At 54.9% G+C, this 13,065-nt stretch carries 12 protein-coding genes; 3 read left to right on the top strand and 9 right to left on the bottom strand.

Annotated features, from left to right (window positions below; all coding sequences use genetic code 11):
- The first annotated feature begins 1 nt into the window (after nt 1).
- On the top strand, nt 2–598 hold the full coding sequence (locus K1Y77_RS14405) for a rhodanese-like domain-containing protein (RefSeq protein ID WP_030070693.1): 597 nt from the start codon (nt 2–4) through the stop codon (nt 596–598).
- Nucleotides 599–651: 53 nt separating this feature from the next.
- Here the strand turns inward: K1Y77_RS14405 and pqqE are convergent, their stop codons facing one another.
- The 5 genes from pqqE to pqqA all read right to left on the bottom strand — a co-directional run bounded on the left by pqqE (nt 652) and on the right by pqqA (nt 4,197).
- A complete protein-coding gene (gene pqqE / locus K1Y77_RS14400; RefSeq protein ID WP_030070690.1) occupies nt 652–1,914 on the bottom strand; it encodes a pyrroloquinoline quinone biosynthesis protein PqqE in 1,263 nt (420 codons plus the stop codon).
- Nucleotides 1,907–2,227: a pyrroloquinoline quinone biosynthesis peptide chaperone PqqD gene (pqqD, locus tag K1Y77_RS14395; RefSeq protein WP_264429145.1), complete on the bottom strand. Its 321-nt coding sequence runs from the start codon at nt 2,225–2,227 to the stop codon at nt 1,907–1,909. The genes pqqE and pqqD overlap by 8 nt, the downstream gene beginning before the upstream one ends.
- 31 nt (nt 2,228–2,258) lie before the next feature.
- The gene (gene pqqC, locus K1Y77_RS14390) at nt 2,259–3,047 is read right to left on the bottom strand and encodes a pyrroloquinoline-quinone synthase PqqC (protein WP_264017562.1); all 789 of its coding nucleotides are present in this window, start codon (nt 3,045–3,047) and stop codon (nt 2,259–2,261) included.
- A 65-nt stretch (nt 3,048–3,112) separates the two neighbouring features.
- Entirely contained in the window at nt 3,113–4,036 is a 924-nt protein-coding gene (gene pqqB, locus K1Y77_RS14385; protein WP_264017564.1) for a pyrroloquinoline quinone biosynthesis protein PqqB, read from the bottom strand.
- Between the two features lie 89 nt (nt 4,037–4,125).
- On the bottom strand, nt 4,126–4,197 hold the full coding sequence (pqqA, locus tag K1Y77_RS14380) for a pyrroloquinoline quinone precursor peptide PqqA (protein WP_009722990.1): 72 nt from the start codon (nt 4,195–4,197) through the stop codon (nt 4,126–4,128).
- A 393-nt stretch (nt 4,198–4,590) separates the two neighbouring features.
- On the opposite strand from pqqA, the gene K1Y77_RS14375 reads away from it, so the two are divergent.
- Both K1Y77_RS14375 and K1Y77_RS14370 read left to right on the top strand, forming a co-directional pair.
- Nucleotides 4,591–6,162: a Re/Si-specific NAD(P)(+) transhydrogenase subunit alpha gene (locus K1Y77_RS14375; protein WP_264018488.1), complete on the top strand. Its 1,572-nt coding sequence runs from the start codon at nt 4,591–4,593 to the stop codon at nt 6,160–6,162.
- A gap of 16 nt (nt 6,163–6,178) precedes the next feature.
- On the top strand, nt 6,179–7,621 hold the full coding sequence (locus tag K1Y77_RS14370) for an NAD(P)(+) transhydrogenase (Re/Si-specific) subunit beta (protein ID WP_030070677.1): 1,443 nt from the start codon (nt 6,179–6,181) through the stop codon (nt 7,619–7,621).
- A gap of 72 nt (nt 7,622–7,693) precedes the next feature.
- On the opposite strand, the gene K1Y77_RS14365 is transcribed toward K1Y77_RS14370, so the two are convergent.
- The 4 genes from K1Y77_RS14365 to pilV are packed head-to-tail and all read right to left on the bottom strand — an operon-like array spanning nt 7,694 to nt 13,055.
- Complete coding sequence (locus K1Y77_RS14365) at nt 7,694–11,194, bottom strand: pilus assembly protein (RefSeq protein WP_264429143.1); 3,501 nt, start codon at nt 11,192–11,194, stop codon at nt 7,694–7,696.
- Nucleotides 11,191–11,631 (bottom strand): pilus assembly PilX family protein, encoded by a 441-nt coding sequence (locus K1Y77_RS14360; RefSeq protein ID WP_030070673.1) that lies wholly within the window; start codon nt 11,629–11,631, stop codon nt 11,191–11,193. Before K1Y77_RS14360 ends, K1Y77_RS14365 begins: the two co-directional genes overlap by 4 nt.
- A gap of 1 nt (nt 11,632) precedes the next feature.
- The gene (locus K1Y77_RS14355) at nt 11,633–12,646 is read right to left on the bottom strand and encodes a PilW family protein (protein ID WP_030070672.1); all 1,014 of its coding nucleotides are present in this window, start codon (nt 12,644–12,646) and stop codon (nt 11,633–11,635) included.
- Nucleotide 12,647: 1 nt separating this feature from the next.
- The gene (gene pilV, locus K1Y77_RS14350) at nt 12,648–13,055 is read right to left on the bottom strand and encodes a type IV pilus modification protein PilV (protein ID WP_264017568.1); all 408 of its coding nucleotides are present in this window, start codon (nt 13,053–13,055) and stop codon (nt 12,648–12,650) included.
- Nucleotides 13,056–13,065: the final 10 nt, after the last annotated feature.

Below are 13,065 nucleotides of genomic sequence, written 5' to 3'. Positions count from 1 at the left end.
CATGTTGACGCAATCTCCGGCGCACTCTGTGCGCCGCTATATGCTCTGTGTGGCGTGGGCAGCGGGTGTATTCAGTGGAGCGGCACACGCTGAAGCGCCCTCAGCGGCATTTAACCAAGAAGGCTACCGCTTGCCGCCTTTCAAAGCGCCCGTAACCGCACCGCTTCCAGGGGTGACCACGTTAGATGACCATGCTTTTCAAGCGCTGCTGGAATCGCCGCCAGTGATTCTGGTGGATGTCTATGCGCTGCCTTGGCATAACGGCCTTTTTCTGCAGGATAGTGCGCATTTAACGATCCCAGGGAGTATTTGGCTGCCTAATGTGGGCGCGGCTAGCTTGGAAGAGGAGTGGCATGATTATTTTAAGACAACGCTAGATGCACAGCGTGAGCGCGCTGAAGCCGCGCCGCTGGTGTTTTTCTGCCGTGCTGACTGCTGGCTTTCCTGGAACGCTGCACGGCGCGCCGAGGCAATGGGCTATGAAGAGCTCTATTGGTACCCAAAGGGGGTGGATGGCTGGCAAGCGAGCGGACATTCGTTAGCAGCCGTTTGCCCGCAGCTGCCCGCTCATGCTGAGCGAGCCACCTGCGAGCCTTAATAGGTTTGTAACTATTAACCAGGTTTGTTACGGATAGTTACGGATAAATAGATTTACTGCCGATAAATCAGCTCGAGTGGTTGGCGGGGCGAAGGCGCTGCCAAGCCGCTCTGACTCAAGCCACTCTGACTTTCAGCCTGACCCTGCAACTGCTTTGTTTGCAACTGCTTTGACTGGCGAGCATTGCGGGGTATCAGGGTCGCTTGATCAGAAGTGATTGTGGCATTTTCTGTGATCAGGCTCTCTAACAACCCATGCTGAGGAGAGTGCTGGCACACGGGGTCAGTGGCGTTCATATCGCCGGTTAACAAATAAGCTTGGCAGCGGCAGCCGCCATGGTCTTTATCGCGATCGTCGCACTGTTGGCAAAGCGTCGGCATCCACTGGGTGCCGCGAAAACGGTTGAAGGCATCGCTTTGGTACCAAATGTCCTGCAGTGATGTCTCTTTGACGTTGGGAAACGCCATCGGCAGCTCCCTGGCGCTATGGCAGGGCAATACGGCGCCATCTGGAGCAACGGTCATAAAAATACTGCCCCAACCACCCATGCACGCTTTAGGCGCTTGCTCAAAGTAGTCCGGCACCACAAACAGCAATGACATATCGCGGCCACGCGCCGCGAGTGTTTCACGCCAGCGGTTGGTTTCCGCTTCGGCACGTATCAGCTGTTCACGGGTGGGCATCAGCGCTTGACGGTTCAAAAACGCCCAGCCGTAATATTGGCAGTTGGCCAGTTCAACCGCATCTGCGCCTAGCTCATCGCAAAGCGCAATCAGGTCGCCAATTTGATCGATATTGTGCCGATGCAGCACCACGTTCAACACCATGGGGTAGCCTGCCGATTTGACGGCTTTGGCCATCGCCAGCTTGTTGGCGTGAGCCTTGGCAGAGCCTGCCAGTGCCTGGGCCAGTTCGGGGTCGGCGGCTTGCAGGCTAATCTGGATATGATCCAGACCTGCTTCTGCCAGGGCGTCTACCCGCTGGGCAGTCAGCCCCACGCCGGAGGTCAGCAGGTTGGTATAAAAGCCAAGCGTGCGTGCTTCGCTTACTAGCGCTTCCAGGTCTTGGCGAATCAGCGGCTCGCCGCCGGAAAACCCCAGCTGAGCCGCCCCCATGGCCCTGGCTTGGCGCAGTACGCTAAACCACGCGTCGGTATCCAACTCGTTTTGGTAGCGGGTAAAGGCCAGCGGGTTAGAGCAGTAAGCGCACTGCAGCGGGCAGCGGTAGGTGAGTTCCGCCAGCAGCCATAGTGGCGGTGAGGTCGCTTCAGCGGCTGGGTTGGCTGAATGTTGATTGAGCAAGTTTTTATTAGCCACAATGCACCTCCTTCATGGCTAGCCAGCCGTTGCTGCGGGCTTCATCGATAAACTGCACGACGTCGTCTGCTAAGGTCTCTGCGCCTGGGTAGCGTTGCTGTAGGGTGGCGATAATGTCGCCGATAGTTTGCTGGCCGTCGACCTGTTCAAGAATCGCGCCGGCAGTCGCGCTGAGCTTGACCATGCCCTCGGGGTAGAGAATAACGTGGCAGCCCTGAATGGCTTCCCACTGTAAGCGCCAGCCGCGTCGCAGCTGGTAAATATCGTGATGTGACATGGCGAGTTGTTGTGACATGGCGAGTTGCTGTGACATGGTGAATTCCCCAACGCTGGTCGATCATGGCCTAGTAATGTGAGTGCTCAAGCCCACGGTGATATACCGCTTCGCGGGTGACGGTGTGGTAAGGCGGGCGGTCTAACTGATAGGCCATAGTCATGGCATCCAGCATGCTCCACAGCACATCGAGCTTAAATTGCAGAATGTCCAGCGCGCGCTGCTGCAGCGCCACGGTCGTACATACGCCTAAGGCGATTTCCAAGCCATGCTCAACGTCTCGGCGGGCCTCGCTGAGCCGCTTGCGGAAATAGCGATAGCCCTGCTCGTTTATCCATGGGTAGTGCTGGGGCCAGGTATCCAAGCGGTTTTGGTGGGCAAGTGGCGCAAACAGTTCAGTCAGCGATGAGATCGCTGCCTCCTGCCAGGGCGCGCGGGCGACAAAGTGGCGGTAGGCATCAACTGCAAAGCGCACGCCGGGTAACACACGCTCCTGGGAAAGCAGCGTATGACGCGGTAACCCTACGGCTTCACCGAGCGCCAACCAAGCTTCAATACCGCCTTCATCTTCAGCGTGGCCGTCGTGGTCAAGCAGGCGTTGCACCCATCGCCTGCGGGTAGCGGCATCGGGGCAGTTGGCCAGCAGCGCGGCATCTTTTTGGGGAATCATCAGCTGGTAGTAAAAGCGGTTAGCCACCCAGCCCTGCAGCTGCTCTCGGGTAAGTTCGCCATTGGCCATCGCCTGCTGAAAGGGGTGGTTAAGGTGGTAGTACTGCCCTTTACTCATTAGCGCTTCACGGAACGCCTCCCGGCTGAGCGGGGTGGTAGAAGCGCAGGGCGTTATCGCTGTCAGCGCCATGATCTATCTCCTGATTGTTATTGTTAGTGCTGCTGATGTCAGTGCTCTATAAAGAAAAAGGTCGGCTACAGGGTAAGTTTCATACCGTCATAAGCGGTTTCGATGCCTGCGGCCTGCACCGTTTTCGCTGCATCGCTTGCGCTGTCCAATATCGGATTAGTGTTGTTGATATGAATCAAAATGCGCCGCGTGCTGCTGGGTAGTTCGCTCAACAGTTCACACATGCCGCCGTTGCCATTGAGCGCGAGATGACCCATTTGTTGGCCTGTAGAGGTGCCAACGCCGAGTGTCTGCATTTCATTGTCTTCCCACAGGGTGCCATCGACCATCACCACATCAGCGGCGTTTAAGAAGCGCATCGCCAGCGGTGTTGGGTTGCCAAGCCCAGGGGCATAGCAAAGCGACTTGCCGCTGCGACGGTCGACTATATACAGCCCTAAATTATCGCCACAGGAGGGTGCGCCGCGCCGTGGTGAGTAGGGCGGGGCATTGCTGTGTAGTGCAAAGGCGGTGAGTGCGATATCGGGCAGAAAGGGAATCGAAAATTCGGTAACTTCCTGCTGATTTTCCAAACCAATCGGCTGCCAATGAAGTCCGCCCCAGTGCTCCAGCATCGGGAAGAGCGGAAAGCCGGTAGATAAATCGCGATGCACATTGGGCGTGCACCATACCTCCAGCGGGCAGCCCTCTCTTAGGGAAAGTAGCCCAGTGACGTGGTCGATCTGGGCATCCACCAGCAGCACGCCGCGAACACCGCTGCCACGCAGCTCGCTTGGCCATAGTTCTGGGTTGGCATTGAGCTGGGCACGAATGTCAGGGGACGCATTGCACAGCAACCACTGCTTGCCATCCACGCTTAACGCAATCGATGATTGGGTGCGCGGTTGATGGTCAGTACTACCCTGGCGTACGTGATAACAGTTAGGGCAGTTGCAATTCCACTGGGGAAAGCCGCCGCCTGCGGCAGCCCCAAGAACTAAAACTTGCATAGGCTGGCCTCCTACGTTGGTGCTGCGGTGAAAGCCCCTGCCTAGTGAAAACATGGTGAAGACAGGGGCCGCGGCTCAGTCGCTAGAGATTAGCGGGTAGAGATATACAGCGTTACTTCAAAGCCAAGGCGCATATCTTGATAGGTCGGTTTGGTCCACATAAGAGACTCTCCTGCGTTGTTAAGCATGTTGTTGTGAGTGTTAATGCGAGTGTTAATGCGAGTGTTGATATGGGAGTTGGTGGCAGTTCATCGTGTTTGCCCTACCCACTTCTTCAGTTAATCACTGGTAGGGCAAACTGCCTGCGGTACTTTGGGAGTAGTTTTCTCGCCCTTTTGGTGGGGATTGCTGCTAATTCAAGTGCATGTTGTAGTTAAACAACGCAGTTGAATCCAAGGTTGAATAGTAACTGGCGGTCGCTGCGTTAGATCCTAGACTGCTATCTGGCGTAATCACTTGCGCTAGCAGTAAGGTTCAGCGCTCAATGGCCAGGGGTGAAAACATAAGCGTTTTGGTACTGGCGCTGGAAATGGGCTAATTAAGGGAGAAAGCGTGTGAAAATAGGCGCACCGAAAGAGACAGCTCAGGGAGAAGCGCGTGTAGCGTTGACTCCTGAGAGCGCAAAACAGCTTCAAAAGCTAGGCCATGAGTGCCTAGTAGAAGCCGGCGCGGGGGCTGCTGCGGGCTTTAATGACGACACGTATCGCGACGCAGGCGTCAGCGTTGTGGAAAGTGCGGAAGCACTGTGGCGTGATGCGGACGTGGTGATTAAAGTCCGTGAACCTTCGGAAAAAGAGGCTCACTACTTACGCGAAGGCCAAACGCTGATTGCGTTTTTCTGGCCAGCACAGAACGAAGCGCTGCTGGAAACCTGTAAAGCGCAGGGCGCAACGGTCATCGCGATGGACATGGTGCCGCGTATTTCACGGGCGCAGAAGATGGACGCGCTCTCCTCCATGGCCAATATCGCGGGCTACCGGGCGGTCATTGAGGCGGGTAACAACTTTGGTCGCTTCTTTACGGGTCAGGTCACCGCTGCCGGTAAAGTGCCGCCAGCTAAAGTGCTGGTGATCGGCGCAGGTGTCGCGGGCTTGGCGGCGATTGGTACCGCCACTAGTTTGGGTGCCGTGGTGCGTGCGTTTGATGTGCGCCCGGAAGTCTCCGAGCAGATTGAATCCATGGGCGCTGAATTCCTATTCCTCGATTTTGAGGACAGCCAGGACGGCTCGGAAAGCGGTGGCTATGCCTCGCCTTCAAGCCCCGAGTTTCGTGAAAAGCAGCTCGAATGTTTCCGCGAACAAGCGCCGGACGTCGACATTGTGATCACCACCGCGCTGATTCCTGGTCGACCCGCGCCAAAGCTGTGGCTGGAAGATATGGTCGCCGCCATGAAGCCTGGCTCAGTGATCATTGATCTAGCCGCTGAAAAAGGCGGTAACTGCGACTTAACTAAGCCAGACGAGCGTGTAGTCTCTGATAACGGCGTTGTGGTAGTGGGCTACACCGACTTCCCCTCACGCATGGCTACCCAGGCGTCGCTACTTTACGCCACCAACATCCGCCATATGCTGACCGACCTTACGCCGGAGAAAGACGGCGTCATCCATCACAACATGGAAGACGATGTCATTCGCGGCGCGACGGTCACCCACCAGGGCGACATCACCTTCCCGCCACCGCCGCCTAAAGTAAAAGCGATTGCTGCGGCGAAGCCGAAGAAAAAAGAGAAAGAACCAACGCCTGAAGAGAAGAAGGCCGCTGAGCTGGCCACCTTTAAAGCACAAACCAAGCGTCAAGTTGGTTTGCTTGCCGTGGGGGGAGCGCTCATGCTGCTGTTGGGACAAATAGCCCCCGCCTCATTTATGCAGCACTTTATTGTGTTTGTATTGGCGTGCTTTATTGGCTTCCAGGTGATTTGGAAGGTCAGTCACTCGCTGCATACGCCGCTCATGGCGGTGACCAATGCCATCTCAGGCATCATTATCTTAGGGGCAATTTTGCAAATCGGCTCAGGCAGTGGCGTCGTTATCGTGCTGGCGGCCATTTCGGTACTGATTGCATCGATTAATATCGTGGGTGGCTTCCTGGTGACACGCCGGATGCTTGCCATGTTCCAAAAATCCTAAGCGGCGGAGAAACGATATGTTAGGACAAGGGTTCGTATCTGCCGCGGCAATTGCGGCAAGTGTGCTATTTATTTTATCGCTAGGTGGCCTGAGCAATCAGGAAAAAGCCAAGCGCGCCGTATGGTACGGCATCGTGGGCATGGCCGTAGCCGTGTTCTTTACCTCCTTCGGGCCTGGTATTGGTGGCTACTGGTGGCTGATTCCGGCCATGCTGATCGGGGCTGGGATTGGTGTCTATGTGGCAGGCAAGGTCGAAATGACCGAAATGCCTCAGTTGGTAGCGGCACTACATAGCTTTGTGGGCTTGGCCGCGGTTTTTGTTGCCTGGAGTGCAGACTTAGAGCGTCGCCGAGTGCTGGCAGCACAAGCAGCCGATGGCGTGATGCAAGAGTTTTCTGCGTTTGCTGCCTTGGTGGCTACAAAAGCCCCTGACGAGCTGACCTTTTTGCAAATTGAGGTGGTGTTTGCGATTTTCATCGGTGCGGTGACCTTTACCGGCTCGGTAATTGCGTTTGGTAAGCTGGCAGGTAAAGTCGATGGCAAACCACGCCAACTGCCGGGTGGGCATATGCTCAACGCCGGTGCGGCGGCGCTTTCATTGCTACTCGCGATTCTTTACCTCAACGGCGCAGGTTTCTGGACACTGATCGTGTTGGCCGCGTTGTCGTTCTTCATTGGCTATCACCTGATTATGGGCATTGGCGGTGCCGATATGCCGGTGGTGGTGTCGATGCTGAACAGCTATTCCGGCTGGGCCGCAGCGGCGATTGGTTTCACGCTTTCCAACGACTTGTTGATTGTCACCGGCGCCCTGGTGGGGTCTTCAGGGGCGATCCTGTCTTACATTATGTGTAAGGCGATGAACCGCAACTTTATCAATGTCATCCTGGGTGGTTTTGGTGGTGCTCAAGGGCCAGCCGCTGAAATTGAAGGCGAACAGGTCGCGATTGATGCAGGCGGTGTCGCGAGCGCCTTAAACGATGCGGATAGCGTGATTATCGTGCCGGGTTACGGCATGGCGGTAGCGCAAGCACAGAGTGCCGTCAGTGACTTAGTGCGTAAGCTGCGCGCAGCCGGTAAAACCGTACGCTTTGGTATTCACCCGGTAGCAGGGCGTCTGCCTGGGCACATGAACGTGCTGCTTGCTGAAGCTAAAGTGCCCTACGATATCGTGCTGGAAATGGATGAGATCAACGACGACTTCCCAAGCACTGATGTTGTGATCGTGATCGGCTCCAACGACATCGTTAACCCAGCGGCCGAGGAAGACCCCAATAGCCCTATCGCCGGTATGCCGGTGTTGAAGGTGTGGGAAGCCAAGCAGGTGTTTGTTAGCAAACGCGGCCAGGGCACGGGCTATTCGGGCATTGAGAACCCGCTGTTCTTCAAAGAGAACACGCGTATGTTCTACGGCGATGCAAGAGATAGCTTGAACACGTTGCTGCCGTTAATCGATTAACTTTAGACAGCGATAGTCTTGTTGTCATAAGGGGCAGAGCGCAAAGCGCTCTGCCCCTTTTTATTAACTAGCTTAATTGATGTTTTCTTCGCCACTCAGTTGCCGCCAAGAGCGGCGGCCTAGATGATCATTGCTAAAGCCAATGGCGATGGAACCATCGCCGTTGGGCGAGGCGTCTGGATCATCGGGATTGCCCACAAATAGCCGCTCGATATTGCCGTCGTTCACGCTAACTAAGCGCTCGCCAGTCCCTGCTTGTAAACCGGTAATAGCCTCGCCGTTAATAGTGGCATCGCTGTCTTCTTTGCCATCCCCGTTGAAATCAAAGGTAGTGGTGCCACCGCTACCTCCTGTGTCCGCTAGAAGCGACATAAAGAAACCACTGCGCCCGCCGCCACAAGGGTCAGACTCGTCGGGCAGTAGCGTCGAAAATCGCACCCTCCGGGGCAAACTGCTTGAAATAGAAGGCCTAGCAATAACACGTTCGCCGGGAGGAAGTTCCAAACGCCAGCCACGCTGGCTACTGGTGGGGGCCTCGTTAGAACTGGCGCGTAAGTTAAAACCATCCCGTGTAGCGTTTCCGGTAATGCGCTGTAAGGCTAAGTTGGACGACGTAAAGGGAAGGCTACGGTCAACGCGGTCCTCTAAACCAATGAGCTGCTGCTTTGAACTGTCGCCAATATCGCTACTGCGGAAGTAGCTGCCGGTGCCGAATAGCACCATCAGCGTATCCGGCGAGTCGCTGCTTAGCGTCACGGCAGGCGCTGAGGTAATTGGCTGGTCGGCTTGGCCAGCATATAGCCGGTTGACGCTGCCCGTGTTGGTGAGCGGAAAGCGCCACATATTACCTGCTAAATCACCCGCGTAAGCGAACTGTGCACCTGAAAAGCGTGGCCAGGCGGTGACCGTTGGGGTTGCTAAGCCATTCGGTGCCTGTTGAGTGCCCGAATTTGTTTTTAAATGAGCGATAAGCTTACCGTCAGTAAGGCGCACTACAAATAGCGACGCCTGATAACCGGTACTGTTGTAGCCATTACCAAAAATGGCGACCCAGGTGCCATCAGTAAGCTGCGTAATAGTGGGTTCGCTAACCCCGGTGCCTAGTTCTGGGTGGCGAAATTCCCACAGCACGTCGGATGCGCCCATATTGCCGGGGTCGCTAACATCCAGTGCAAACACTGTGCGGCCGCCTGCCCCCATAGTACCTACGGCGACGGCCTCAGGGCCGCTCTGAATATTCACCTCTCGTACTGCAGGCGTGCCATCCATAAAGTAACGGTGGTTATAGTCTTCACGGGTTAGCGCGCGCAGAACGGGCGAATCGCCCTGGGTAAGTTCAGCGGGTAGGTAAGCAAACAGCTCACTGCCGTTAGAGGCGTTAAAACCATGCAACATACCGTCGTTGGCAGCCACTAGCAGTAGCGACGGGCGTGTTTCATTACCCTGCAACACGACTGGATTGGCGTTGATAACATCGCCCAAGAGTGAATTAGCACGAGGACGAAGACCCTGAACATTCAGCCCCTGTAACCAGCTGATTTCGGCACTGGTGAGACCACTATTTTCAGGAATTAACAGAGCGCCAATGCGCTCTCCTTCGTCTAAGCGTTTAGACGTTAATAGGCGACGGTTACCTACCTGCTGAGCAAGTGTGGTTTGTGCATTCCAGCGTTCGCTACGGCTACCGTCTGGCTGAATCACTGATGCCGCTAGGCGGCCAGACCAGTCGTCGCTTCGAAACCCAGCGGTAAACAGTAAATTACCGCCTTCAAGCCCAAACTCATCGCTGTTAACCGCCGCAGAGGTGTTGGACTGAGAAGCGGCAATAATATTACCTAGTACCTGCTGCATTACCTGGTTAAGCGATGCTTCGTCGTTAGCAAAATAGGCGCGTTCGGTGCCGCCTGCGCGGGCTAAATCGCCAAGCGGGTCGTCAGAAACGTTGGGCAGATTGGCAATATCGGGCGGTAGGTTAAAGCCAACCACGTAGGTTTTAACGGGGCTGGAGAGCTCTCTATTAGTATCATCGTAAAGGCGCTTAATGGCGGCCTCGGCGCTGCTGAGTGCCCTGCTAACGTTGTTGCCCAGCGAGTTGCCAAAGCGGTCTACTGAAGGTAAGCCGTCGGTCAGCCAAATATTAGCGTTAACCAAGCACTGTTGGGCATCGGGGTTATTGATATTGGGAATGGTAATGCCGGCTTGGTAGCCTTGGTTATTCTTAAAATCGCCGCCCCAGCTAGCGTTGTTCAAAAAGTAATCCCGCACGGTATACATGGTGCCTTCAATAGGCGTTAGGCCTGTCGCGATTAGCGGCCAGTTCGGGTCTGTCATGGGGTTGCCTGAGCCATTCCACTCATGTCGCTGAGAGTCCAGTTTTGTTTCGATCGCCTCCCAGTGCGCGTCGTTAACCGTCCCATCGGCGTTTAATCCACCAATCGGTACGTGTAAATAGCCTAAGCCCGGCGAAGAGGTGGTTCGCCATTCCCACTGGTTTAGTTGTATTGATGCGGTATGCGATCCCCAGTTAGGAATCCCCCGTTGGCGTAAGCTGTCGACCAGCGGTAAGGTGAAGTTAGACCTGACGGGGGAGCTATAGTAAATACCGTCGCCAATAAAGGGTGAGCCTGAAGATCCGCTAGTGAGGCTACGGTAACGCTCTGATAACTGATCAGACGTTGCTGTTGGGTTGGAAATACGCCGCCAGTACTCGGTGATGTCGTTAGTGGGAAGCCCAGTGCTGAAGTTCTCTTCAAACATATAGCCGGGTACACCAACATTAAAAAAGACGTAAATATTCAGCCCTGGCAGGCGCGCCCGATAGCGTTTCGTTGCTGCATTCCATGCGCCTTCAAAGTCAGGGTCATACCAATTTGGGTTAGCATTAGTTGAGTATCGCGGCTCAAGCGCACGCTCGGTCAGTCGCCATACGACGGTGCTACCACTAAAAGCATTATTCCGTGTTCGAGAGGCTGGGTTCTGCTGATAGGCCATCAGGCCCATATTAATATCGCCCCGATAGCGTTCAATTAGCTCACTACCTACGCGCTTCATAATGCTGGATTTGCTAAGCGGTGAGCGTGCTCCTGCAGGGCAGTTAGTGGGATTTAAACTGCTCCCCTGACAGAGAGGTGTTTCTCTATCACCAAGCTCACGTCCCACTGCCACCCGGCCATCTAAGCCTTCCTGGCCGCTTTCTGAGTTATCCAAGATCAGCAGTACGTTAGGTGGCACACGGCTAACCACGTTTAACGGCGCTGGTGAGATCCCTGTTTGCTCTTCGGGGATTTCATAGTCTTCATCAATGGGGCCGTCATCGCCTCCGCCAATGGGAGGTTCAGGCTCTGGTTCCGTAGGTGGCTCTGGATCTGGATCTGGGTCTGGGTCAGGCTCTCCAGGGGTTGGAGGTGGTTCTTCAGGCGGCGGTTCAGGTGGAAAAATGCCAGCACCTAATGAAGCTGGTGTGGTATAGCCAAGCGTTAACACGAGCGCCAACGCAGCGGTCGACAAGCGGTAGAGCGCAATTTTGATAGGCCGAGCTGTTATGGAGCTAACTGTTATGGGGCTTGTTTTCATGGCGCTTCCACTTGCTGCTGGCGAACGTAAAGTGCCTCTAAGGCAACATTAGTGTCTGCTCCAATACCAAATCCTTGCGCTTCAATACGGTAGAGCACTTCAACCAGTTCCACGCCTGCATTGTTGGTGTGTGAGCCTAGTGGCGTCATTAGTTGCACGCGATAGCGTGGATTGCGCGACAGTTCGTCTATACCCAGTTGATGAGTGCGCCAGCCATTAGTGAGTGCAATGCCGTTTTGAAGCTGACTCTCTGCGCTACCCAGGGCGGCTTCTGCCGCTTGGAAGGCAACCGTGTAATCTCGTTGGTTAGCTGCCATGCGGTCTTGGGTAATGGCCCCTTGCATAGAAGAAAGACTGAGAACCGTGATGATGACAAGAAAGATAAGGCTTAGCACAAGCGCCATACCACGCTGCTGGGAAACGCCTGAACGTTGCATATTAGCGGTTCCTCAACGAAATGGTGGTGGTGAAGGCTTGATAAAGCCGACCGTCATCGGCGGTGAAGGCGTTATCGTCGCGAAAATTCCCCGTGGCAATGGATGTCGGCGTGCGTCGCAGGTTAGCTTGATCGCTCTGTATAATTAAACTGATGCGCAGCGCGCGTACATCTTCCCATTGAGCGTCACTGAGCTGTTCGGGAGGAAGGTATTCGTCATCCATTAAGAAAGCGGTGCGCATGGCAACAACGTTGCTGGCAACTATTTCGTTGCGTGGTGTCCTCTGGCTCAGGTTTAAACGCATTAACGAAGGGGGAACATCGTTATCTGGGTCTTGGCCGATATAGTAAAGCGCGCTGTTAAGGGCGCTCAGCGAAACGTTTTGACCCACGCTGTAGAAAATACTGTCAGCGTCGTTATTGCCTAGCCATCCTGCCCCCGTCGCTTTTTGAAGCACGCTGTCGCTGTTTGAGGCGTTATAAAACACATCACAAGTTTGTAAACCTTGGAGAAGGACCAGCTGATTGCGGTACAGGCTGTCTACGTTTCGGTTAAGAGTAAAAGGGGAGTTACTACTTACGGTTAGCGAGTTGTCAGCAAAGCCAGTGCGAGTGATAAGCCCACCACGAAACACGATGCTGTGCTGGCTTTCAATAGGGTTGAGAAGTTGCGATGCAAAGTTGCTGGTGCTTGTGTCACTCCATGCCTGAATCGCGTTATGGGCATTTCCAGTATCGTCAATATTGCGTAGATGATTGGTCATCTGTGAAGGTGCACAGCCGCCGCTGAAGTCTGCTTGGCGCAGTTCTTGAGCTACCGTATCTAGTGCGAATCGGCCAGCATCCTGCATATTCGCCAGTGCGGTTTGAAACCGGTAGCTTTGCTGAGACGAGATAAAAAGCTGGGTGGCCCCGGCCATGACGAGTAAGCCAATCACCATCGCAACGAGCAGTTCTACTAAGGTAAACCCCGATTGAAGTGCAGAAGCGTGATGAACCTTAGGCGTTTCGTCCATCTTACAGCTCCGATACAAGCTGAATTTGACGCGTATTGCCAGGGGCAGAGGCGTCTGTCCAGCGTACGGTGACATTGACACGACGATTGTTGATGGCAACCCCTCCTTCACCGTCAGGCAGCGCGCTAGCAAGATCCTCGACCCACTCGGATTGGTCGTTGGCGGCTAGTCCGTTGCCAAGTACCGTACTGCCGACACTTAGTGCATAAGCAGCGGTCTGATCAGGATTGGCGCGTATGCGGTCGAGCATGTCTTGGGCCATATTGGTTGCCTGGGTTTCAAAGTAAGCGGCACGGTTGTGCATCAGCGACTGTGTTTGTAATCCCACTACCCCTAATAACCCGATGGACAGTACGAGTAGCGCGATCAGTGACTCCAGCAGAGAAACACCGCATTGTGGTTTAGGCATAAGCAGGGCT

This window comes from Halomonas qaidamensis, from assembly GCF_025917315.1.
Lineage (GTDB): Bacteria > Pseudomonadota > Gammaproteobacteria > Pseudomonadales > Halomonadaceae > Vreelandella > Vreelandella qaidamensis.
This window is presented reverse-complemented; position numbering and strand designations above follow the sequence as displayed.

Excerpts from the sequence above, each read along its gene's own strand:
- pqqD (WP_264429145.1), bottom strand. The coding sequence starts at position 2,227 with ATGTCACAGCAACTCGCCATGTCACAACAACTCGCCATGTCACATCAC.
- K1Y77_RS14360 (WP_030070673.1), bottom strand. The coding sequence starts at position 11,631 with ATGCAACGTTCAGGCGTTTCCCAGCAGCGTGGTATGGCGCTTGTGCTA.
- pqqB (WP_264017564.1), bottom strand. The coding sequence starts at position 4,036 with ATGCAAGTTTTAGTTCTTGGGGCTGCCGCAGGCGGCGGCTTTCCCCAG.
- K1Y77_RS14365 (WP_264429143.1), bottom strand. The coding sequence starts at position 11,194 with ATGAAAACAAGCCCCATAACAGTTAGCTCCATAACAGCTCGGCCTATC.
- pilV (WP_264017568.1), bottom strand. The coding sequence starts at position 13,055 with ATGCCTAAACCACAATGCGGTGTTTCTCTGCTGGAGTCACTGATCGCG.
- K1Y77_RS14370 (WP_030070677.1), top strand. The coding sequence starts at position 6,179 with ATGTTAGGACAAGGGTTCGTATCTGCCGCGGCAATTGCGGCAAGTGTG.
- K1Y77_RS14405 (WP_030070693.1), top strand. The coding sequence starts at position 2 with ATGTTGACGCAATCTCCGGCGCACTCTGTGCGCCGCTATATGCTCTGT.
- pqqC (WP_264017562.1), bottom strand. The coding sequence starts at position 3,047 with ATGGCGCTGACAGCGATAACGCCCTGCGCTTCTACCACCCCGCTCAGC.
- K1Y77_RS14355 (WP_030070672.1), bottom strand. The coding sequence starts at position 12,646 with ATGGACGAAACGCCTAAGGTTCATCACGCTTCTGCACTTCAATCGGGG.